Origin of the sequence: Xanthomonas sp. 1678, assembly GCF_031455575.1 — a bacterium.
Lineage (GTDB): Bacteria > Pseudomonadota > Gammaproteobacteria > Xanthomonadales > Xanthomonadaceae > Xanthomonas_A.
On record NZ_JAVDSZ010000019.1, the window covers coordinates 33102 to 54123 of the forward strand.

The 21022-nt window shown below is 70.5% G+C and carries 20 protein-coding genes; 16 read left to right on the top strand and 4 right to left on the bottom strand.

Annotated elements, in window-relative coordinates; all coding sequences use genetic code 11:
- The first annotated feature begins 77 nt into the window (after positions 1–77).
- Positions 78–740 carry a hemolysin III family protein gene (locus J2Y70_RS21650; RefSeq protein WP_309922435.1) on the top strand — a complete coding sequence of 221 codons (663 nt, stop codon included), beginning with the start codon at positions 78–80 and terminating at the stop codon, positions 738–740.
- Between the two features lie 101 nt (positions 741–841).
- Complete coding sequence (locus J2Y70_RS21655) at positions 842–1294, top strand: hypothetical protein (RefSeq protein WP_309922438.1); 453 nt, start codon at positions 842–844, stop codon at positions 1292–1294.
- A 111-nt stretch (positions 1295–1405) separates the two neighbouring features.
- Here J2Y70_RS21655 and J2Y70_RS21660 read toward each other — a convergent pair whose 3' ends face one another.
- The gene (locus tag J2Y70_RS21660; RefSeq protein WP_309922441.1) at positions 1406–1951 is read right to left on the bottom strand and encodes a DUF1311 domain-containing protein; all 546 of its coding nucleotides are present in this window, start codon (positions 1949–1951) and stop codon (positions 1406–1408) included.
- A 327-nt stretch (positions 1952–2278) separates the two neighbouring features.
- Between J2Y70_RS21660 and J2Y70_RS21665 the strand changes: the two genes are divergently transcribed.
- The 4 genes from J2Y70_RS21665 (at position 2279) to J2Y70_RS21680 (ending at position 4982) form a co-directional block, all read left to right on the top strand.
- The gene (locus J2Y70_RS21665) at positions 2279–3178 is read left to right on the top strand and encodes a DUF4424 family protein (RefSeq protein ID WP_309922444.1); all 900 of its coding nucleotides are present in this window, start codon (positions 2279–2281) and stop codon (positions 3176–3178) included.
- Between the two features lie 139 nt (positions 3179–3317).
- Positions 3318–3716, top strand: a complete 399-nt coding sequence (locus J2Y70_RS21670) for a host attachment family protein (protein ID WP_309922446.1) — start codon at positions 3318–3320, stop codon at positions 3714–3716.
- An 8-nt stretch (positions 3717–3724) separates the two neighbouring features.
- Positions 3725–4060 (top strand): thioredoxin family protein, encoded by a 336-nt coding sequence (locus J2Y70_RS21675; RefSeq protein ID WP_309922449.1) that lies wholly within the window; start codon positions 3725–3727, stop codon positions 4058–4060.
- A gap of 133 nt (positions 4061–4193) precedes the next feature.
- A complete protein-coding gene (locus J2Y70_RS21680) occupies positions 4194–4982 on the top strand; it encodes an EcsC family protein (RefSeq protein ID WP_309922481.1) in 789 nt (262 codons plus the stop codon).
- 55 nt (positions 4983–5037) lie between these two features.
- Here J2Y70_RS21680 and J2Y70_RS21685 read toward each other — a convergent pair whose 3' ends face one another.
- Positions 5038–5931, bottom strand: coding sequence for a LysR family transcriptional regulator (locus J2Y70_RS21685; protein WP_309922452.1), 894 nt, complete (start codon positions 5929–5931; stop codon positions 5038–5040).
- Between the two features lie 111 nt (positions 5932–6042).
- Between J2Y70_RS21685 and J2Y70_RS21690 the strand changes: the two genes are divergently transcribed.
- From J2Y70_RS21690 to J2Y70_RS21725, 8 genes are all read left to right on the top strand, one after another.
- Positions 6043–6873 (top strand): SDR family oxidoreductase, encoded by an 831-nt coding sequence (locus J2Y70_RS21690; RefSeq protein WP_309922455.1) that lies wholly within the window; start codon positions 6043–6045, stop codon positions 6871–6873.
- Between the two features lie 229 nt (positions 6874–7102).
- Positions 7103–8200, top strand: coding sequence for an alpha/beta hydrolase (locus J2Y70_RS21695; protein WP_263398566.1), 1098 nt, complete (start codon positions 7103–7105; stop codon positions 8198–8200).
- A 280-nt stretch (positions 8201–8480) separates the two neighbouring features.
- Positions 8481–9353, top strand: coding sequence for an NYN domain-containing protein (locus J2Y70_RS21700; protein WP_309922458.1), 873 nt, complete (start codon positions 8481–8483; stop codon positions 9351–9353).
- Between the two features lie 33 nt (positions 9354–9386).
- Positions 9387–9989: a DUF938 domain-containing protein gene (locus J2Y70_RS21705; protein ID WP_309922461.1), complete on the top strand. Its 603-nt coding sequence runs from the start codon at positions 9387–9389 to the stop codon at positions 9987–9989.
- Between the two features lie 193 nt (positions 9990–10182).
- Positions 10183–11199: a glycosyltransferase gene (locus J2Y70_RS21710; RefSeq protein WP_309922463.1), complete on the top strand. Its 1017-nt coding sequence runs from the start codon at positions 10183–10185 to the stop codon at positions 11197–11199.
- A 10-nt stretch (positions 11200–11209) separates the two neighbouring features.
- Positions 11210–11941 carry a hypothetical protein gene (locus J2Y70_RS21715; protein WP_309922466.1) on the top strand — a complete coding sequence of 244 codons (732 nt, stop codon included), beginning with the start codon at positions 11210–11212 and terminating at the stop codon, positions 11939–11941.
- Positions 11932–13125, top strand: a complete 1194-nt coding sequence (locus J2Y70_RS21720; protein WP_309922469.1) for a hypothetical protein — start codon at positions 11932–11934, stop codon at positions 13123–13125. The genes J2Y70_RS21715 and J2Y70_RS21720 overlap by 10 nt, the downstream gene beginning before the upstream one ends.
- Positions 13122–14036 carry a fatty acid desaturase family protein gene (locus J2Y70_RS21725; protein ID WP_309922472.1) on the top strand — a complete coding sequence of 305 codons (915 nt, stop codon included), beginning with the start codon at positions 13122–13124 and terminating at the stop codon, positions 14034–14036. The genes J2Y70_RS21720 and J2Y70_RS21725 overlap by 4 nt, the downstream gene beginning before the upstream one ends.
- Before the next feature lie 130 nt (positions 14037–14166).
- Here the strand turns inward: J2Y70_RS21725 and J2Y70_RS21730 are convergent, their stop codons facing one another.
- Positions 14167–14511 carry a hypothetical protein gene (locus tag J2Y70_RS21730; RefSeq protein WP_309922473.1) on the bottom strand — a complete coding sequence of 115 codons (345 nt, stop codon included), beginning with the start codon at positions 14509–14511 and terminating at the stop codon, positions 14167–14169.
- 390 nt (positions 14512–14901) lie between these two features.
- Between J2Y70_RS21730 and J2Y70_RS21735 the strand changes: the two genes are divergently transcribed.
- A complete protein-coding gene (locus J2Y70_RS21735; RefSeq protein ID WP_263396290.1) occupies positions 14902–15681 on the top strand; it encodes a hypothetical protein in 780 nt (259 codons plus the stop codon).
- 336 nt (positions 15682–16017) lie between these two features.
- On the opposite strand, the gene J2Y70_RS21740 is transcribed toward J2Y70_RS21735, so the two are convergent.
- Positions 16018–19665 carry an indolepyruvate ferredoxin oxidoreductase family protein gene (locus J2Y70_RS21740; RefSeq protein WP_309922485.1) on the bottom strand — a complete coding sequence of 1216 codons (3648 nt, stop codon included), beginning with the start codon at positions 19663–19665 and terminating at the stop codon, positions 16018–16020.
- A 247-nt stretch (positions 19666–19912) separates the two neighbouring features.
- Here J2Y70_RS21740 and J2Y70_RS21745 point away from each other — a divergent pair, with 247 nt between their 5' ends.
- On the top strand, positions 19913–20521 hold the full coding sequence (locus tag J2Y70_RS21745) for a tetratricopeptide repeat protein (RefSeq protein ID WP_309922488.1): 609 nt from the start codon (positions 19913–19915) through the stop codon (positions 20519–20521).
- The last annotated feature ends 501 nt before the right edge of the window (positions 20522–21022 follow it).

Sequence of the window (21022 nt, forward strand, 5' to 3'; positions counted from 1 at the left end):
GATCGGCACGGCCAGCGCGTATCCTGTGCTCCCCCCTCGCGCAGCGGCGCCGTCCCCCGACGTGCCGAAGACTCGCCTTGTCCGTGCCTGCCCCCGCCATCGCCGCACACTACAAAACCATCGGCGCCCGCCGCGCCGACCTGATCGTGCATGCCGCCGGCCTGCTGCTGTCCATCGTCGGCGGCGTCATGCTGATCTGGCGCCCCCACGCCAACCAGGCGCTGCTGCTGGCCACCTGCGTCTACGCGCTGGGGATGCTGGTGATGTTCGCCTGCTCGGCGGCCTACAACTTCGCCCCGCCGCAGCGCCAGCCGATCCTGCGCAAGCTCGACCACGCCGGCATCTTCGTGATGATCGCAGGCTCCTACACGCCGCTGTTCGTGCTGGCGCTGTCCGGCGCCTGGGTCTGGTCGATGACCCTGGCGGTGTGGGGTGTGGCGCTGTTCGGCGTGTTCGCCAAGCTGTTCCTGCCCGGCATCAGCAAAGGCTTCTGGGTGGCGATCTACCTGCTGCTGGGCTGGGCCGGCATCGTCGCGATCAAGCCGTTGATGGCCAGCCTGGACAGCGCCGTGCTGTGGTTCATCGCCGCCGGCGGCATGTTCTACACGGTGGGCGTGGGCTTCTACGTGCGCAAGTCGATGATCTACAACCGCGCCATCTGGCACGCCCACGTGGTGGGCGGCGCGCTGTCGCACTGGTGCGCCATCTGGCTGTGCCTGCAGCCATCGCAGGCGGTATGAGCATCTGTAGGCGCGCTGCCGCCGCGATGGCGACGTTCAGCGGCCGACCGTAAGCTCGGCACCTGTCATCGCCGTCTGGCGTGGGAAAAGGACCGATCTGGATGTGCAATGCCGTGCGTTCCGTCGTTGCCGCAGCGCTGCTCGGTGTGGCCGCGCAGGCGCATGCCCAGCAGGTCGAGCCTGCGCCCGCGGCGAGCGGCCCGCCGCAGCAGGACATCCAGACCCTCGACGAAGTACGCGCGCTGCCGCCTGACGAGGAACAGCCGCTGGACCTGTACCGCTTCAAGAATCCAGTCAGCGCCCAACCCAACCGTTTCGACAAGGACTGGCGGCCACCGCCCTCGGTGGAGCAGGTCAGCCAGGGCGGCGGCTACCTCGCGCTCGGCATCTACTACGTGGCAGGCAAGGCGGCCAAGGGCCTGCACACCCTCACCGGCGCCCCGGACCAGGTACAGCCGGCGATCGCCCGCCCGCCGCCGTTGAGCGAGGCGCAACTGCGGCGCGCGGCGGAGCTTTGCGACGCGCAGAACCCGGAGTGTGCCGGGCCGCGGTGAGTCGGCCGTCGCGGGCGGGGACGCGGGTGCGACGTTGCAGCATCAGCCGCAAGTCCCAAGTTGCCCTTGCGAGGGATCGACGTCGCGACAACGCGGCGTACGCGTGCTGACTCAGCGGGCCGCGCCGAGATACTTCTCGAGTTCGTCGGCGCGCGCGCAGATCCGCCACAGCGCCGCTTCGGCGCGCTGCAAACTCTCGGCCTGGGACCCCCCATAGAGCGAATTGTCCAGATCGCCGGCCTGGGCATTGGATTGCTCCCAGGCGTACTGTGCGTCCAGCAGCCTCGCTCGCGCACTGCCGTCCAGTTCGTAGCGCAACCGATCGTAGAGCCGGGCCAGGCGATCATCCTGCAAGGTCTGCTCGCGTTCGATGCAGCGCTCCTGATCGACCCCGCCACGTGCCTGCCTGCGGCAGTTCAGGTAGGTGGCCGACAAGCCCCTGGGAGCGCCCGAGTTTTCCGGCGCCGGTTGCTGCTGCTGCATCTGCTGAACTTGTTGGAGTTGCTGTTGCATCAGCTGCTGCTGTTGCATTTGCTGTTGCTGCATTTGCAACTGCTCCTGCTCCTGTTCCTGCGCGCCGGCCGCGGCGCTGGCGGCCGCAGCGGTCAGCAATATCACCCACAACAGCCAGCGGCGCTTGTTCGCCTTGGTTTCCATGCGTCCTTCCCCTTGTCGCGTTCCCATGTACAGGCGCAGCTTTACAAGCATGCGGTTAATGTTTCGCTAAGGATACGGGTGCGGGGTGGTCTCGGCGATGCCGACCGCGTCAGACGTGGAGAGCGTTCGAGTTTGTCGATGCGCCCACGTAGCCGGAACAGCCCCGCTTCGGCGCTACCGAGGTTTCCCCGACAGACGATGCCCGATTCCAGTGCGTGCCACGATCGGCGCCTGTCGGTCGGGTTTGGCGCGGTCCCCTGCGTAAGATAGTGCGCGCTCGACCGCGATCCGGCGCTGCGTTCCCTCCCTTTCCAACTTGCCTCGCTCATGACTCCCAGACGTCTGCTGGTCCGCATCCTGTTCGCCCTCGCGCCGCTGTGCGCGGCCACCGCCCATGCCAACGACAGCAGCTTCGGCGATGCCAACGGCACCATCCAGCTGCTGCAGCAGCCGGATATCCGCATGAGCAAGGAGGCGCTGTTCATCAGCGAGGAGCTGGTACGGGTGGACTACGTGTTCACCAACACCAGCACGCGCGACCTGCTGGTGCCGATCGCGTTCCCGATGCCGCCGATGTACTTCGGGCAGGCCGACCACAGCGAGCTGACCGAGTTCAAGCTGTGGGTGGACGGCAAGCCGGTGCATACCGAACGCAAGCTGGTGGCGTCGCTGGACGGTGCGGACGTGTCGCGCGCATGGGCGGCCAGCGGCTGGAGCAGCGACGACCTGGCCGCCTACATCGACTCCGGCGAGACGCCCAAGGGCCGCAAGGCATTGCCCAAGAACTGGTTCGATGCGGACGGACAGCCGCGTTTCACGCTGAGCGAGTATTTCACCTGGCAGCAGCGCTTCGCCGCGGGCACGTCGGTGTCGATCCGCCACAGTTATGCGCCGAGCCTGGCGAGCGGCGTGCCGATGCCGGCTGCCGACCTGATCCGCGACTTCGCCAAGGACACCTGCCTGGACGCCGGCGCGCAGCAGAGCGCGCGCCGCCGCCAGCACGAGTACGGCCTGGAATGGAGCAACCTGCGCTACATCCTGCTGACCGGCAACAACTGGAAGGGGCCGATCCAGGACTTCCACCTGACCCTGAAGAAGCGCGCGCCGACCGACATCGTCAGCCTGTGCTTCGACGGGGAGCTGAAGCGCACCGATCCGCTGACCTTCGAATTCCAGCAGAAGGACTTCGTGCCCAAGCAGGATCTGGACGTGCTGTTCCTGCGCTAGCGCAGCGCGAAACGAGGGGCCGGGCCGCGGCAGCGCCAGGCGCTGACGCGGCGCATCCTCCGCCTTGGCGCGGCGCTTACATCGCGTGTCCTACGGTGACCGGCATGCTGCGTCCGCAGCGGCTTTGGAGGAGTGGGCGATGTCACTGCAGATTCCCGAGAATGCGCTGGTGGTGGTGGTCGACGGCGCCGAGGCGCGCTGGTTCACCAATGTCGGCGGCCGCGACGGCGTGACGCTGCGCCAGCACGCGCGCACCGAAGTACAGAACGTGGACGACGAAGGCCCCGCCGGCAAGGTGCCGCCGCGCACCGCCGAATCGGAACTGGACGAGTTCACCTTCGCCAAGCAGGTGGCGCAGGCGCTCAACGAAGGTGCGCTGAAACACCGCTACGACCATCTGGTGCTAGTGGCGGACCCGACCACGCTGGGCCGCATCCGTCCGTTGCTGCACAAGGAAACGCAGCAGCGCCTGGTCGGCGACGTGGCCAAGGACCTGACCAACCTGCCGCTGGAAGACATCCAGCGCGCGCTGTCCTGAGCAGTGCCATGACCTTCCCGCGCGACTACCGCGTAGAGGCCCCGCAGGCCGCGCAGGTGCGCGCGCAATCGGGGCTGCAACTGCTGGAGTTCGGCACCGGCTGGTGCGGGCATTGCCAGGCCGCGCAGCCCTTGCTGCAGAAGGTGCTGGGACCGTTCGAACAGGTGCCCTACCACAAGGTCGAGGACGGCAAGGGCCGCCCGCTCGGCCGCGCCTTCGCGGTCAAGCTGTGGCCCACCGTGCTGGTGCTGCGCGATGGCCAGGAGGTCGCGCGTGCGGTGCGGCCGCACGAGCGCGAGGATCTGCTGCCGTTGCTCGAGGCGCTAGCGCGCCCCGAGGCGTGATCCGGCTGCCATCGGCGCCAGGTAGGCTAGTGTTCCCGTTCCACTGTTTCGGCACGGCCGGCCGCCCTCGGCGCCGGCGGCCGCCGCACTGCCCCCAGGAGCCGCAATGACCGATCAGCTTCCCGTGCCGTCGATGGACGCGACCCACCATCGCGAGCTGGTGCTGGCGCACGGCCTGCTCGAACATCCCGGGCTCGCCGCCAAGGTGGCCAACGTGGTCGGCGCGCCGATCGAGCATCTGCTAAGCAAGCGCCTGCCGCGCTTCGTGTCCTCGCGCATCGATGCGATCAGCCGCCACGCGTTGAATGTGGCGCTGCGCTCGGCACTGCTGACCCTGCGCAAGGACGCACCAAGCAAGGCGCGGCCGCGCCTGCACGGGCTGGCGGTGGCGGCCACCGGCGCGGCCGGCGGTTTCTTCGGCCTGCCCGGGCTGGCGGTGGAGCTGCCGCTGACCACCACCTTGATGCTGCGCTCGATTGCCGACATCGCCCGCGCCGAAGGCGAGCGGCTGGAGGACCCGGCCACCGCGCTGGCGTGCCTGGAAGTGCTCGCGCACGGCGGACGCAGCCGCCGCGACGACGGCAGCGAGTCGGGCTATTTCGCGGTGCGCACGGCGATGGCGCAGCAGCTGAGCGCGGCGGCGCAGTACATCGCCGCGCACGGACTCGGCAGCAAGGGCGCGCCGGCGCTGGTGTCGATGGTGGCGCGGATCGCCGCCAAGTTCTCGGTGACGGTCAGCGAGAAGCTGGCGGCGCAGGCGGTGCCATTCGTCGGCGCGGCCAGCGGCGCGGCGCTCAATACGCTGTTCATCGCACACTTCCAGGCGATGGCGCGTGGCCACTTCATCATCCGCCGGCTGGAGCGGCGCTATGGCGAGGCCGCGGTGCGCCAGGCCTACGAGGCGTTGCCGGCAGCGGAGTGAGCGCGCCACGGCGCAGTGGCAGAGAGGACTCCACGGGCCGTGCCGAGAAGGCGCCCTATCCCAGTTCCTTCAGCACCCCGATGAAGGCCTGCAAGCCCGCCGGCACGTGGCGGTGGCCGGAGTAGTACAGGAACAATCCCGGCAGCGGCGGGCACCAGTCGTCGAGCACGCGTACCAGCGCGCCGCTGTCCAGCTGCGCCTGCACCGCCACTTCTGACAGGTAGGCGATGCCCATGCCGGCGACCGCGGCGTCGGCCATCAGCCCGAGGTGGTCGAGGGTGAGCGCGCCGCCGACCTCCACCGCCAGTTCCTGGTCGTGGCGCGCGAATTCCCAGCGGTAGGGCTTGCCGCTGGGCAGGCGGAAGCCGATGCAGGTGTGTTGCGCGAGTTCGTCGGGCGTGCGCGGCGGCGGGTGGCGCGCCAGGTACGCCGGCGCAGCGGCGGCAATGAAGCGTTGCGGGCCGCCGAACGGCACCGCGATCATGTCCTGCGGCAGCGCTTCGCCCAGGCGGATGCCGGCGTCGAAGCCGGCGGCGACGATGTCGACCAGGCGGCCCTCGCTGACCAGGTCCAGCGCCATCGCCGGATAGCGCTGCAGGAACGCCGGCACCACGCGCTGCAGCAGCAGGCGCGCGGCGGTTTCGTTGGCGTTGATGCGCAGCGTGCCGCTGGGGCCGTGCGCGAAGCTGCCGACGTCGTCCAGCGCCTGGTCCAGTTCGCGCAGCAGCGGCTGCAGCCGTGCGACCAGCCGCGCGCCGGCTTCGGTGGGCGCGACGCTGCGCGTGGTCCGGTGCAGCAGGCGCACGCCCATGCGCGTTTCCAGCGTGCGCATCATGTGGCTGAGCGTGGACGGCGACAGCCCCAGCTCGTCGGCGGCCTTGCGGAAGCTGCGATGGGCGACGATCGCGGCGAAGGCGCTGAGATCGGTCAGGGCGGGCCGCTGACTCATGGGGAATTTTCACTGGCGCATGCTGGATTGGACGGATAGTAACAGCGGTGCGTGGCGCCTAGTCTGCAACCAGACCCGCCACGCACCGTGGCCTTTGCGAGAGGCAAGCCCATGAACCGCACGCATTTCATCACCGGGACCTCGTCCGGCTTCGGCCGCCTGTTGACCGAGCAGCTGCTGGCGCGCGGCGACCGCGTCGCCGCCACGCTGCGCCGGCCCGAGGCGCTGGACGACCTGAAAGCCGAATACGGCCAGCGCCTGTGGGTGGCGGCGCTGGACGTGAGCGACGCCGCCGCGGTGCGCGCCGTGGTGGACCGCGCCTTCGCCGACCTCGGGCGTATCGACGTGGTCGTCAGCAATGCCGGCTACGCGGTGTTCGGCGCCGCCGAGGAAGCCAGCGATGCCCAACTGCGCGGACAACTGGAGACCAATCTGGTCGGCTCGATCCAGCTGATCCGCGCGGTGCTGCCGCACCTGCGCGCGCAAGGCGGCGGGCGCATCGTGCAGGTGTCGTCGGAAGGCGGGCAGATCGCCTATCCGGGTTTCAGCCTGTACCACGCCAGCAAGTGGGGCATCGAGGGCTTCGTCGAGGCGGTGGCGCAGGAGGTGGCGCCGTTCGGCATCGCCTTCACCCTGGTCGAACCCGGTCCGGCGGCGACCGACTTCGGCCGCGGCCTGGACCGCACCGTGCCCAGCGCGACCTATGCGGACACGCCGGTCGATGCGCTGCGCCGCGCGCTGGACGAAGGCCGCTTCGTGTTCGGCGACGCGCGCAAGATGGTGCGCGAGATGCTGGCTTCGCTCGACGTGAGCCCGGCGCCGCGGCGGCTGCTGCTCGGCGCGCAGGCGTACGCACAGGTGCGCACGGCGCTGCAGCAGCGCCTGGCCGAACTGGACGCGCAGCAGGCGATCGCGCTGTCCACGGAGATGGATGCGGCATGAGGCGCGGCCTGCGCTGACGCGCAGCGCGCCGCTGGCGGTCGTGTCGCGCCGCGTTGCCGCGCCGCAGCTCCCCACCATAGGCAGTCGCGGCGGCGCCGGCGATGTTGCATCTGCGGGTTCGGCACGCGCGGTTGGCGGGATCGTGCAAAGCCGCGCACGCGCGGCGCCGGTATCCTCTGCGTCCAGATCGCCATGGGGAGACAGGGACGTGACCGCAGACATGCAATGGATGAAAAGAGCGGTGCTCGCGCTGGCCGCGTGCCTGGCGGCATCGGGCGCGAGCGCAGCCGACGCCCCTGCGCACGACGGCATCCGCCACATGCCCGCATTCGACCTGCCGTTGTCGCCGTTCCTCAGCCCGCAAGCGCAGGCGGCGGCGCGTGAGGACATGGCCCGCGGCGACCCGCTGGCGAAGATGGACAACGCCACGTTGGCGCGCGAGCTGCCGCGCCTCCGCGCCGAGACCGAGGCATGGGCCAAGGGCGTGGTGGAGCCGCTGCGCGAACGCTACGGGGTGAAGATCAGCACCGCGACCTGGAACGGCGTGCCGGTGACGCTGGTGCAGCCGCGCGAGGCGTCGCCGGCGCAGCGCCAGCGCTTGTTGATCGAGCTGCACGGCGGCTCGTTCGTGATGGGCAGCGCGGCCTCGTTCGGCATGATGGAGGCGATCCCGGTGGCGGCGATGACCGGCGTCACCGTGGTCGCCGTCGACTACCGGATGGGCCCGGAACACCGCTTCCCCGCCGCCAGCGAGGACGTGGCCAAGGTCTACCGCGAAGCGCTCAAGCGCTACGCGCCACAGCACATCGGCCTGTTCGGCTGCTCGGCCGGCGGCGTGCTGACCGGCGAATCGCTGGCCTGGTTCGCCAAGGAGAAGCTGCCGATGCCGGCCGCGGCGGGCATGTTCTGCGCCGGCGGCGATGCGCGCTACCGCGGCGATTCGCGCTACGTGGTGGCGGCGGTGAACGATGCGCCGCTGCCCGATGCGCAGGGCGCGCTGCCGATCATGGAGGACCTGTACTACGGCCCCGACGTGGATTTCCACGACCCGCTGGTGTCGCCGGTGTTTTCCGATGCGGTGCTGGCGCAGTTCCCGCCGCTGCTGTTCGTCACCGGCACGCGCGCGGCCGAGCTGAGCAATGTCGCCTACACCCATTCGCGCCTGGTCGACCTGGGCCGCGAGGCGGACCTGCACGTGTGGGACGGCATGGGCCATGCGTTTCATCTCAACAACGCGCTGCCCGAAAGCCAGCAGGCCTTGCGGGTGATCGCGCGTTTCTTCCGCAAGCATCTGGATCTGCCGCAGGCGCCCGCGGCAACGCCTTGAATGCGGCGCGCCTGCGGTGACGGCCGCGGCGTGATCGGAGTTGCCGCCGGGTCCTGGGCCGGCACGGCCGCAGGTCGCGATGCGCGGCGTCGCGTGCGGCAGCTGGCGATCGACCGTGCGGACCCGCCAGCGGCTTGTCGCCCGGCGAAGCGCTCGCCGGCTTTCTTCCGGACTGGCCGCCGCTGCCCCGGGGTGGCACAGTGATGCCCGGCGCCGAAGCGCGGCAGCGTCAAGACGCGCGCGCTCCGCCGCCGCTTTCGTCTCCACGCAGGTCCCTGCCATGAAAACCCGTTCCAGATCCGACACCGACGACGACCAGCCGCGCCTGGCCGTGCTGATCGATGCCGACAACGCGCAGCCCTCGGTGATCGAAGGCTTGCTGGCCGAAGTGGCCAAGTACGGCGTGGCCAGCGTCAAGCGCATCTACGGCGATTTCACCAGCACGCGCATGACCCAGTGGAAGCAGGCGCTGCTCAAGCACTCGATCAGCCCGGTGCAGCAGTTCGCCTACACCAGCGGCAAGAACGCCACCGACAGCTCGCTGATCATCGACGCGATGGATCTGCTGTACACCGGCCGTTTCGACGGCTTCTGCCTGGTCTCCAGCGACAGCGACTTCACCCGCCTGGCGCAGCGCCTGCGCGAGGAAGGCCCGACCGTGTACGGCTTCGGCGAGCGCAAGACGCCGGACGCGTTCGTGCAGGCCTGCGACAAGTTCATCTACACCGAGGTGCTGCGCAGCGAGGCGACGAGCGCCGAGCCATCGAAGCCGGTTTCCGCGGCGGCCAAGCCGGCGGCCAAGGGACGCAAGACGCCGCAGGCCGCGCAGGGCGCGCAGGCGGCCAAGCCCGAGGCCATGGCGGCGCCGGCCGCGGCGGTGCCCGCTGCGCCCGCCGACGCCAAGGCCGCGCCGCTGGCGGCGCCGCTGAAACTGCTGCGCCAGGCGATCGAGGAAGCCTCCGACGACCAGGGCTGGGCCGGACTCGGCAGCGTCGGCAGCTACCTCAACAAGGTGCGCCCGGATTTCGATCCGCGCCTGTACGGGCACAAGAAGCTCAGCGATCTGCTGCGCCGGCTGTCGGCGCAGTTCGAACTGGAGGAGCGCGGCAACGAAGGCGGCAGCAAGCGCATCTTCGTGCGCTCGCGCAGTTGAGCCGCTGCGTGTCGACCGGCCGGAGGAAGAGCGATGACCGATAGACCCTACGCACCCTCCTGCGACCGCAATCGCGAGCCGATCCTGCAGGTGCTGCGGCGGCATTTCGCCGACCGCCGCCACGTGCTGGAGATCGGCAGCGGCACCGGCCAGCATGCGGTCCACCTCGCCGCGGCCTTGCCGCAGCTGACCTGGCAATGCAGCGAGCGTGCCGAGCACCTGCCCGGCATCGCGCAATGGCTGGAGGCGGCGGCATTGCCGAACACGCCGCCGGCCCTGGCGCTGGACGTGCAGGCCGGGCCGTGGCCGGCCGCCGGCTACGATGCGGTGTTCACTGCCAACACGCTGCACATCATGGGCTGGCCCGCGGTACAGGCGTTGTTCGCCGGCGTCGGCAGGCTGCTGGCCGGCAGCGACAGCGGCACGCTGGCGGTGTACGGGCCCTTCAATTACGGCGGCGCGTTCAGCAGCGACAGCAACCGCGAGTTCGACGCCTGGCTGAAGGCGCGCGATGCGGCCAGCGGCATCCGCGACGTCGAGGCGGTCGCCGCGCTGGCGCAGGCGCAGGGCCTGGTGCTGCAGGAGGACGTCGCGATGCCGGCCAACAATCGCTGCCTGGTATGGCGGCGCGGCTGAATCCTGCGCCGCGCCGCGCGGCGGCGGCGCGTTCGGCTCCTGCCGCGGCGCGGCGCCCGCGCAGCGGGCACGGCGGTTCCCCGGTATAGTCGCGCTGCGATTTCAGGGACGCTGCCGTCCCCTCCCGTTCGAGCGCGCAGGCCACACCTGCCTTGCACGGCGCGGGTCATGGACGCCTACCGGGACTTGTTCGATGTCGATGCTCATTGCCGCGCGCAGCGCCCTGGTCCTGGAGACCAACAACCTGCGTGGCGGCGGCGCGGCGGCGGCACGCGCCGAGGCCAGCCTGCAGCGCGTCATGCGCGCCCTGGCCACGCAGAGCGTGCCGCTGGAGGCGCTGGCCCAACTGGTCGTGACCCACGATGGCATGAGCGAAGCGGCCTGCGCGGCGCTGGTCGCGATCGCCGGTCGCCCGATCGTGTTCGTCCGCATCGATGCGGACACCGGCTACTACGACGCCAAGAACGCCGGCTTCGCCGCCACCGATCCGCACGCCTGCGACCACGTGGTGTTCGCCGACGCCGATTGCCTGCCGGATCGCGACTGGTTGGCCGAGCTGCTGCAGCCGTTCGCGCAGGAGCCCGCGCCGGCGGCGGTGGCCGGGCGCACCAGCTACCGTGCCGACGTGGTCGGCACCGCGCTGACCACGCTGGACTTCATGTACTTCCCCAGTCCGCTGCAGGCGCGGGCGACGCGGAATTTCTACGCCAACAACGTGGCGTTCCGGCGCGAGGTGTTCGCCCGCCACGGCTACCAGCCGCTCGACGGCGTCTACCGCGCGCACTGCCAGGTGCTGGGCCTGCGCCTGCAGGCGGCCGGGGTGGCGGTGCACTACGCCGCGCAGGCGCACACCGTGCACCGGCTGCCCGATACCCGCCGCGAGGCGCTGCAGCTGCGCTGGTGGCGCGGCCAGGACACGCTGGGACTGACCCCGCACCTGGTGCGCGCCTACCTGCCCGACGCGCTGCAGTGGCTCGGCCGCAGCGGACCGCTCGGGCCGCTGTGCGTGCTCGGCTCGCGCCTGTGGTTCAGCGTGGGCGCATTGAACCGGCAAGACCTGCCGCCGCTGCGCGGCCTGCGCTGGTGCGCGGCGCTGCTGCTGATCCTCGGCTTCTCCGCGGTGGACATGGCCGGCGCGCTGGCGCGCGGGCTGGGCTGGCGCCGTGGCAGCCAGGCCGACGCGCAGGCGTTGTCCTATCACCGCTCGTGAGCGGCGGCCGGTGACGGCGCTGGCCGAGGGCGCCACGATCGCCACGCTGCGCGACCTGGAGCCGCCGCCGCTGCGCGGCTGGCTGCGCTGGCAGGCATGGCTGGTCGACCGGATCAAGCGCGCCGCGCTGCGCCAGCTGCATGCCAGCGTCGCCGGCGAGCGCCTGTTGCTGCGCATGTACCTGATCGGCGAGGAAGCCACCGAACTGGCGCTGCAGCGCGAAGTGCCGGTGCAGCGGCCGGCCTGGCTGGTGCCGCTGATGGACCGGCACCTGCAGGAGGAGCAGTGGCATGCGCAGGCGTTCGCCGCGGCGCTGGCCGCGCGCGGTGATCTGCAGCCCACACGCCGGCCCGACCGCCTGAGCCGGCGCAAGATCGCGCAGTGGCATCGCTTGGCCGAACGCCATGCCGGCGCCTTCGCGCAGGGGCTGCTGGTGTCTGCGTTCGCGATCGGGCTGTGCGCCGAGCAGATGGCGTCGCGGGTGCTGCAACGGCATTGCACGACCTTGCCGGCCGCGCATGCGCTGCAGCCCTTGCTGAGCCGGGTGCTGGGCGACGAACAGCGGCACGTGCGGCAGTGCCGGCAGATCCTGCAGCGGTTGGTGACCGCGCAGGAGCAGCCGGCATTGAGCGCGCTGCTGGCCGAGGTGCGGCGGATCGACCGTGCCTTCGGCGTCAGCGGCGCCCTGGGCATGTACCTGGCCGGCGTGGCCCTGCGCGTGCGCGGCGCGCTGTGGCGCTGAACCCGCCGCGCCTGCTGTACCTGGCCACCGCCGATGCGCGCGGCCACCTGATGCGTGCGCAGTTGCTGACCCATGCGCTGCGCGCGCAGGGAGCGCACGTCGATGTGCTGACCACCTCCGCGGCGGGCGTACAGTTCCTGCGCCGTTTCGGCATCGACGCCGCCCTGCTGTCGCCGCACTACGCCGTGCAGTTCGATGCGCGGCAGAACATGCGTGCGGCCGCGACCGATGCCAATGTCGCCGCCTACCTGCTGCACCCGGCGCGGCTGCTGCGCGACATCGTGCGGTTGCGGCGCCGTCTGCGCGGCATCGACCTGGTCCTCAACGACTCGTTCCATCCTGCATTGCTGGTGATGGGCATGCTGCCGGGCTGGCGGCGCAGGATCGTGCATGTCTATGGCGTCAGCCTGCGCGCGGCGCTGCAGGGGAATTTCGACGGTCGCCTGCCGCGGCCGGCGGCGGCCTTGTTCGCGCGATTGATCGGCTGGCAGATCGACGCGGCGGCCGCGCAGCTGGAGCACGATTTCGCGCAGCCGCGGCTGCACGCCCGCGGCCGCCGGTTCCGCCTGCCCACGCCGGTCGCGCTGGCCGCGGCCGCTGCGCCAGGCGCGCCGCCGCCGGCGCCGGCCGCGGCGGTGTACCTGAATCCGCACTTCCGCGATCCGGCCTTGGCGGACGCGCTGGAACAGGGCCTGCAGCGCGCCGGTCTGGACAGCCATCGCGTCGGCGAAGGCTATCCCGGCCGCCCCGGCTGGGTCGCGGAGGACCCGCAGTGGATCGCCAGCGCCGCCGCCAGCACGCTGCTGGTGTCGGCGCCGGGCATGGCCGCGCTGTCGGTGGCGCAGGTGTATCGGCGGCCGATCCTGCTGGTGCTCACCGACCAGCCCGAACAGCAGCGCAATGCGCGCCGTGCCGCCGCCTGCGGGCTGCAGCACCGGACCGTGGTGTGGCACGGCGATGGCGACGCGTTCGCGCAGGCGGTGGCCGCGGCCTGCCGCGCGCTGCAGGCGGAACCGCCGCCGCCCGCGCCGGAGCCGGCCGCGCTCGATGCGCCCGCGCGGTTGCGGCTGTGGGTACAACTGATCCTGGCGCTGGCGCGTGGGCAACGCGCGCCGATCGCAGATGCGCTCGTTCCCGCACCCGCACCCGCACCCGTAACGGTGCGGCAGGAGCAGGGCGCATGATCGCCGCGTTGCCGCCGGCGTTGCGGCGGCTGAGCCCGTGGCGCAGCGCGCTGGCATTGGCCCTGGACTGGGCGCTGATCGCGCTGTGCTTCGCCGCGGCGATCCGCTACCCGCATCCGCTGGTGTATCTGCTGGCGGCGCTGCTGGTGGCGCGGACGCAGTTGGCGCTGGCGGTGATGATGCACGAAGGCGCGCACGGTCTGCTGGCGCGCCGCCAGACGCACAACGATCTGCTGGCGCAACTGTGCGCGGCCGGGCCGCTGTTTCTGTCGCTGTTCGCCTATCGCCAGGGCCATCTGCAGCACCACCGCGCACCGATGGCCGACGACGATCCGGTGGCCATCGTGTTCGGCATCGCCGACTACCCGGTCTCGCGGCGGCGGCTGGCGGCGCGGTTGCTGCGCGATGTCACCGGCATCGGCTATCTGCTCGCCGTGCGCGATGCGCTGCGACGGCGGAGGCGGCGTCCGTCCGCGCAGGTCGCGCCCGCGCCGACCGGCCATTTGCCGCTGGTGCTGGGTTCGATCGTGGTCAGCAACGGCGCGCTGCTGGGAACGCTCGCCGCGCTCGGTCATGCCTGGCTGTATCTGATCCTGTGGCTGCTGCCGGCGCTGACCTTCCTGCAGCTGTTCGCGCGGATCCGCGCCATCACCGAACATGCCGGCTATCCCGCGTGCGCCGACCAGCGCCGCAACGCTCGCAGCATCGTGCGGCGCAGCTGGCAGACCTTCTTCTGCGGACCGCACGCCATCCACTATCACATCGAGCACCACCAGTACGTGCGCGTGCCGTTCTATCGGCTGCCGGCGGTGCATCGCTGGATGCGCGAGCAGGGCCAATTGCCCGAGGCCAATCTCTATCGCGGCTACGGCGCGGTTTTGAACGAGGTCAGCCGCGGTCCGAACGCGTGAGGCGCCCGACCGGACGCGGATGGGCACCGGCGTCCGGCCTTGCGTCGTATTCGCCTGCATGGCGCAGTCGCATGCTCAAAAGCACGCATGAGGCGCGCCGGTCGTGCCGGCGCGCCGTCGGCCGCCCCGGTTACAGCGGCTCCGCCGTGCACAACGCGCGCGTGCTCGCCGACCCGACCAGCTGGTTGTTCGCATCGATGACCAGCACGCTGGCGGTGATGTAGCCGCTGCTGCGCGGGCAATAGAAGCCGCAATAGACCTGGTTGGTGCAGTTCGCCGGATAGATGACGCTCAACCCGTTGGAGTTGAACGACCACGCATAGTTGTAGGCGCCACCAGGCGTCACGTCGGCGTAGCAGAGATTGCTCCCGGTGCAGTCGAGCGTGACGCTCTGCGCGTGCGCCGCCGGCGCGATGGCAAGCGCGCCGGTGGCGGCGAACAGCAGTGCGGCGAGTGTCGAAACGGCCTTGTTCATGCGCATGTCCTCGTTGATGTCCCCTGCGCCGGAAATGCTGGCCGGGGCGCTCGCGCGAATCCGCGATATCCATCACTTCCACGGAAACACCCACGCCCCGCCCAGCCCGCGACGTGCCGATTCTGGGACCGCTTCCTAAGCGTGCCGCGACTGCATCGCGTTCGGCGGCGCCCGGTCAGCGGCGATTGCACAGGGTGCGGGCGCTTGCGATCGACCGCGCAGCACGGCCCTGGCGCGAAGACGTTGCCGATGCGTGAGGACAATCACGCGTTGCCTCATCGCACGATCACTCCGGTGGCACGCGCGGTTAACCCCGCGCTTGACACTGTGCGGCCACCACCGGCCAGTGCATGCGGTCGGTGATCTTTCAACTCGCGACGGAGCATACCCATGAGCAGCAACCACGAAGCACGTGATCTCAATCGCGACCCCATTTCCGGGACGCCCGGTTCGCACCCGGTCGGCGTCGGCATCGGCGGCACCGCCGGCGGCGTCGCCGCCGGCGCGCTCGCCGGCACCGTGTTCGGCCCGCTCGGCACGCTGATCGGCGCCGCGGTCGGCGTGGTCGCCGGTGCCGCGGCGGGCAAGGGTGTGGCCGAACGCATCGACCCGACCGGCGAAGCCGAGTACTGGCGCGAGGAATACCGCAACCGCGACTACGTGAAGTCCGACTACGACTACGAGCGCGACTACGCGGCCGCCTACGGCCTCGGCCTGCAGGCGCGCGAGCAGTATCCGACCCGCAGCTGGGAAGAGAACGAAACCGAACTGTCGCGCGATTGGGGCACGCGCCGCGGCGAGTCGCGCCTGGAGTGGGAGGATGCGCGCCTGGCGGCACGCGATTCCTGGCAGCGCGCGGACACCACCTATCGCACCTACGAGGACACCGACCGCTACTACGCCGAGCGCTTCGACAGCGTGGACTACCGCGATGCCGACGCCGGCTACGACGACTACCGTCCGGCCTACCGCTACGGCGTCCAGGCACGCAGCCGCTATCAGGACCGCGACTGGGACGATCGCCTGGAAGCGGATCTGGAAAGCGGCTGGGAACGCGCCAAGGACCGTTCGCGGCTGACCTGGGCGCAGGCCAAGGCGGCCGTGCGCGAGGCGTTCCATTCGGACCGCTACGGTTCGGGCCGCGGCACGCCGCCGGACCCGCGGGTCTGAGGGTTTGATGAGCTGAGTAGTCGAAACGAGCGCGCATAGCCGAAAAGCGCGCGCCTGTTTCTGCTTCCTTCGACGATCCTCGCTCCGTTCTCCACAACGCTGCCGGCATGCATGCCGGCAGCGTTTTTTGCGGCGAACCGGAGGGTCGGCCTGGTGCACTTGTAGGAGCGGCTTCAGCCGCGACCGCTTTTTGTCCTTCGGCGGCGTTGGCCGCATCGGACAAGGCAGGTCGCGGCTGAAGCCGCTCCTACATGAGCGTGCGGCGACTGCCTGGACCTGACGCAGAGGGCGTCAGCCCCGCCTGCCGTTACTGCATCGCGCAACCGACCCCACAGTTCAAGCCGCCTGCACGAGGTGCAACGCCTTCGGATTGCGCCAGGTCGCCAGCAGCCGCGTTTCGCGCTGCTTGGCTTCGTGCAGGTGCGCTTCCTTGACGTGGCCGTAGCCGCGGATGTGTTCCGGCACACTGGCGATCTCCACCGCCAGCGTCAGGTTGTCCGCTGCCAGCCGCTCCAGCAGCTCGCCCACGGTGCGCGCGTAGTCGGTGATCAGCTGGCGCTCGCCACGGCGTTCGGCGCTGTAGCCGAAGATGTCGAACGCGCCGCCGCGCAGCACGCGCAGCCTGGCCAGCCACTTGAACGCGCTGAACATCCACGGCCCGTACTCGCGCTTGAGCGCACGGCCCTGCGCGTCCTTCTTGGCCAGCAGCGGCGGCGCCAGGTGGAAGCGCAGCGAATAGGCGCCGTCGAACTGCTGCTGCAGCTGGCGCTGGAAATCGCCGCTGGTGTACAGCCGCGCCACTTCGTATTCGTCCTTGTAGGCCATCAGCTTGAAGGCGTAGCGCGCCACCGCCTCGGTCAGTGCGGTGGAACCGGCGGCGACGCGCTGCTCGGCCTCGCGCACGCGCTCCACCAGCGCGGCGTAGCGCGCGGCGTAGGCGGCGTCCTGGTAGTCGACCAGGAACGCGCGGCGGCGCGTCACCAGTTCGTGCAGCGAGCGCGACAGGCGGGTGTCGTCCAGCGGCGCGTGGCCGTTGTCGGCGGCATCGCCAGCGGCGGGCAGGTCGCGTGCCTGGCGGGCGTTGTGCGGATTGCGCGGCGCGGCGCTGGCGCCGGCTTCGTGACCTTCCCACTCGCCCGGCGGCAGCTGCTGCAGCCGCTGCGTGGCCGGCGCAGCCTCGGCCGCGACGCTGCCGGCCATGCCGGCCGCCTGCTGCACCGCGGGCAGGTCCAGCGCCGCCAACCGGCCCCAGGCGAAGGCCTGCTGGTTCATCGCCACCGCGGCGCCGTTGAGTTCGATCGCGCGCATCAGCGCTTCATGCGACAGCGGCACCAACCCCTGCTGCCAGGCATAGCCGAGCATGAACAGGTTGCTGGCGATGGCGTCGCCGAGCAGCGCGGTGGCCAGTTGCGTGGCGTCGAGCAGCAAGGGCTCGCGCCCGCCCAACGCCAGCCGCACGCCGGCGACGATATCGGCGGCGGGGAACTGCATGTCCGGGTGCGTGGTGAAAGTGCCGGGCATCGCCTCATAGGTGTTGAGCACCACCTGCGAACGGTCGCCGCGCACCTTGGACAGCGCCCAGTAGTCGTTGACCACGACCATGTCGCAACCCAGCACCAGGTCGGCCTCGCCGGCGGCGATGCGCACAGCGTGCAGGTCCTCGGGCTGGCGCGCCAGGCGGATGTGGGTGGTGACCGCGCCGCCCTTCTGCGCCAGCCCGGTCTGGTCGAGCACGCTGGCGCCCTTGCCCTCCAGGTGCCCGGCCATGCCCAGCAGCGCGCCGATGGTGACCACGCCGGTGCCGCCGACGCCGGTGATCAGGATGTTCCAGGGCTGCGCCAGATCGCTGCGGAACGCCGGCGGCGGCAGGTCCTGCAGCAGCGTGGCCGCGTCCGCCTTGCGGCCCTTGCGCAGCTGCCCGCCGTGCACGGTGACGAAGCTGGGGCAGAAGCCGGAGACGCAGGAATAGTCCTTGTTGCAGCCGGACTGGTCGATCTGGCGCTTGCGCCCGAACTCGGTCTCCTTCGGCAGCACCGATACGCAGAAGCTCTTCTCGCCGCAATCGCCGCAGCCTTCGCAGACCAGCGAATTGACCAGCACGCGCTTGGCCGGATCCGGCAGCTTGCCGCGCTTGCGCCGGCGCCGCTTCTCGGTGGCGCAGGTCTGGTCGTAGATCAGGATGCTGGTGCCCTTGACCTCGCGCAGGCGCTTCTGCACGTCGTCCAGTTCGCTGCGGTCGTGGAACTCGACGTCGCTGGGGAACTGCTCGCGGCGCCGCGTCCACTTGCCGATGTCGTCGCTGACCAGGGCGATGGTGTGCACGCCTTCGGCACGCATCTGCCGGACGATGTCGGGCACGCTCAGGGTGCCGTCCACCGGCTGCCCGCCGGTCATCGCCACCGCGTCGTTGTAGAGGATCTTGTAGGTGATGTTGACGCCGGCGGCGATCGACTGCCGGATCGCCAGCGAGCCGCTGTGGAAATAGGTGCCGTCGCCTAGGTTCTGGAACACGTGCGGGGTGTCGGTGAACGGCGCCTGCCCGGCCCAGGTCACGCCTTCGCCGCCCATGTGGGTGAAGGTATCGGTGGAGCGGTCCATCCACGTCACCATGTAGTGGCAGCCGATCCCGCCGAGCGCGCGCGAGCCCTCCGGCACCACGGTGGAGGTGTTGTGCGGGCAGCCGGAGCAGTAGTGCGGCACGCGCGGGAAATTGGCGCGCGGCAGGGCCATTTCCGCTTCCTTGGCTTCCATCCAGCGCAGCCGCTGCTCGATCGACTCGGTGTTGAAGAACCGCTGGATGCGCTTGCCGATCACCGCGGCGATGGTCGCGGGGGTCAGCTCGCCGGTGGACGGCAGGATCCACTCGCCGGCCTCGTCGTACTTGCCGACGATGCTCGGGCGCGGACCGGCGCTGGCCGGCCAGTTATAGAACTGCTCCTTCATCTGCCGCTCGATGAAGGCCTTCTTCTCCTCCACCACCACGATGTCGTCCAGGCCCTGCGCGAACGCGGCGATGCCGATCGGCTCCAGCGGCCAGGTCATGCCGACCTTGTACACGCGGATGCCGATGTCGCGGCAGGCGCGTTCGTCCAGGCCCAGGTATTCCAGCGCCTGCAGCACGTCCAGGTAGCTCTTGCCGGTGGTGACGATGCCCAGCCGTGCGTGCGCCGAATCCATCACCGTGCGGTCCACGCCGTTGGCGCGGGCGAAGGCCTGCGCGGCGCGCACCGCGTAGCGATGCAGGCGCATCTCCTGGTCCAGCGGCGGATCCGGCCAGCGGATATTGAGCCCGCCCGGCGGCAGTTCGAAATCCTCCGGCAGCACGATCTGCCGCGCGAACGGGTCCACTTCCACCGAGGCCGAGGATTCCACCGTCTCGGCGATGGTCTTGAAGCCGATCCAGCGCCCGGTGTAGCGGCTCATCGCCCAGCCGACCAGACCCAGGTCGAGGATGTCCTGCACCCCGGCCGGATTGAGCACCGGCATCATCGCGCTGACGAATTCCTCTTCCGACCCGTGCGGCAGGGTCGAGCTGCGGCAGGCGTGGTCGTCGGCGGCCAGCGCCAGCACGCCGCCGTGGCGCGAGGTGCCGGCGGCGTTGGCATGCTTGAACACGTCGCCGCAGCGGTCCACGCCCGGGCCCTTGCCGTACCACATCGCGTACACGCCATCCACGCGCGCGCCGGGGAACAGGTTGGTCTGCTGCGTGCCCCACACCATGGTCGCGCCCAGGTCCTCGTTGAGGCCGGGCTGGAACTTCACATTGGCCGCGTCCAGGTGCTTGCGCGCGCGCCACAGCTCCAGGTCGAAGCCGCCCAGCGGGCTGCCGCGGTAGCCGCTGACGAAGCCGCCGGTATCGAGTCCGGCGGCGCGGTCGCGCAGCTGCTGCATCAGCGGCAGGCGCACCAGCGCCTGCACGCCGGACAGATAGATGCGGCCGTCGGTACGGGTGTACTTGTCCTCCAGGGTGTAGCCGGCATCCATGCCGTCGGTGGCCGGCACGGCGAGGGAGGACGGCGGACGCGGATCGGCGATGCGGTTCATGGCTTGCCCGGAGATGGAAGGCTGGCGCGCGCGCGGCAGGCCACGCACGGTCGCCGATTGTATCAGCGGCCTTTTGTGCGCCCGCCTCTCGCCCCCGGCGCCCGGCGCGGTTAGGATGCGGTTGGGGGAGGGGACCACCTCCAAGGGGTTGTCAGCAGTGAATGCATACAAATACGCACTGGCCGCGATGCTGGCCTGGGTGAGCGCGGCCGCGATCGACGCGCAGGCGCAGGCCTTGCCGGCGCCGAAAGAGTTCTACTTCGACCAGGACCGCGCCACCACGCGCCCGGTGACAGCGCTCGCCGGCAGCGGCGATGCGCTGGTCGACCGTCTCGCCAGCGCGGTGCAGCGCGATCCGAACGCGGCCGAGGCGCGCGCGCAATTGGCGGCGATCGCCATGGCCGGCGGCCGTCGCGAACTGGGCGAAGAGCTGTACCAGGCGGCGCTGCGTTCGCTGACCGCCGGCGCACAGCGGCGCCAGGTCGAATGGAACTACGGCTGGGACCTGCTGCGCGCCGGCGACCCGGCACGCGCGCTGGCGCAGTGGAGCGGCCTGGTCAACGGCCGCCCGGCGGCGCCGGACTGGGTGCCGCCGACGCTGGCGCTGGTGCTGTGGCGGCTGGATCGCAAGGACGAGGCGGTGAAGTGGTACGCCGCCGCCGTGCGCACCTGGCCGGACCAATGGGGCGCCGGCGCCGATTTCGCCAAGCTGCTGCCGGCCTGGCGCGACGACGAGCGCGCCACCTTGACCGAGGTGCAGGCCGCCTGGCAGGCCAAGCCGCCTGCGTGGCCCTGAGGCGCGCTGCGCTCGCGTAGCGAGGAGCGCGCCACCGATGGCGATGGCGCAGGGTTTCGGAAATCCACTGCGTACGTCGCGGTGGATGCCAAGCCCACTAGCAGTCGCTCCCACCTGAGCTTGCAGCAAGCCAACTGGCTGCACAGCAGTAGGGGCCGCAGCCGAAGCCGTCGGATCCTTCGCGATTGAAGCCTCTTCTACAGAGACTTGCGGTCAGCCGGCGGGGGGCATTGTAAGAGGGGCTTCAGCCCCGACAGCTGCCGAAGCCGGCCGACTTCCCGGTTCCGCTCGTCGCGACTGAAGTCGCTCCCACAGCGACTTGCGGCGAGCGGGCCAGGTGCGTGTGCAGGGGCTAGCTCCGAGCGTGTCGAAGCCGTGAGGCCCATTGTTTGGCCGGTCGCGGCTGAAGCCGCTCCTTGTATCTGGACATGGCGCCCCTGAAGGCGTTATGTCTTCCGACTGATCATCGGGGGAGGTGCGGGAAGTCCAGTCGCTCCTGAA

Coding starts and splice junctions, on each gene's coding strand:
- J2Y70_RS21655 (WP_309922438.1), top strand. CDS start 842: ATGTGCAATGCCGTGCGTTCCGTCGTTGCCGCAGCGCTGCTCGGTGTG.
- J2Y70_RS21660 (WP_309922441.1), bottom strand. CDS start 1,951: ATGGAAACCAAGGCGAACAAGCGCCGCTGGCTGTTGTGGGTGATATTG.
- J2Y70_RS21665 (WP_309922444.1), top strand. CDS start 2,279: ATGACTCCCAGACGTCTGCTGGTCCGCATCCTGTTCGCCCTCGCGCCG.
- J2Y70_RS21670 (WP_309922446.1), top strand. CDS start 3,318: ATGTCACTGCAGATTCCCGAGAATGCGCTGGTGGTGGTGGTCGACGGC.
- J2Y70_RS21675 (WP_309922449.1), top strand. CDS start 3,725: ATGACCTTCCCGCGCGACTACCGCGTAGAGGCCCCGCAGGCCGCGCAG.
- J2Y70_RS21680 (WP_309922481.1), top strand. CDS start 4,194: ATGGACGCGACCCACCATCGCGAGCTGGTGCTGGCGCACGGCCTGCTC.
- J2Y70_RS21685 (WP_309922452.1), bottom strand. CDS start 5,931: ATGAGTCAGCGGCCCGCCCTGACCGATCTCAGCGCCTTCGCCGCGATC.
- J2Y70_RS21690 (WP_309922455.1), top strand. CDS start 6,043: ATGAACCGCACGCATTTCATCACCGGGACCTCGTCCGGCTTCGGCCGC.
- J2Y70_RS21695 (WP_263398566.1), top strand. CDS start 7,103: ATGAAAAGAGCGGTGCTCGCGCTGGCCGCGTGCCTGGCGGCATCGGGC.
- J2Y70_RS21700 (WP_309922458.1), top strand. CDS start 8,481: ATGAAAACCCGTTCCAGATCCGACACCGACGACGACCAGCCGCGCCTG.
- J2Y70_RS21705 (WP_309922461.1), top strand. CDS start 9,387: ATGACCGATAGACCCTACGCACCCTCCTGCGACCGCAATCGCGAGCCG.
- J2Y70_RS21710 (WP_309922463.1), top strand. CDS start 10,183: ATGTCGATGCTCATTGCCGCGCGCAGCGCCCTGGTCCTGGAGACCAAC.
- J2Y70_RS21725 (WP_309922472.1), top strand. CDS start 13,122: ATGATCGCCGCGTTGCCGCCGGCGTTGCGGCGGCTGAGCCCGTGGCGC.
- J2Y70_RS21730 (WP_309922473.1), bottom strand. CDS start 14,511: ATGAACAAGGCCGTTTCGACACTCGCCGCACTGCTGTTCGCCGCCACC.
- J2Y70_RS21735 (WP_263396290.1), top strand. CDS start 14,902: ATGAGCAGCAACCACGAAGCACGTGATCTCAATCGCGACCCCATTTCC.
- J2Y70_RS21740 (WP_309922485.1), bottom strand. CDS start 19,665: ATGGATGCCGGCTACACCCTGGAGGACAAGTACACCCGTACCGACGGC.
- J2Y70_RS21745 (WP_309922488.1), top strand. CDS start 19,913: ATGCTGGCCTGGGTGAGCGCGGCCGCGATCGACGCGCAGGCGCAGGCC.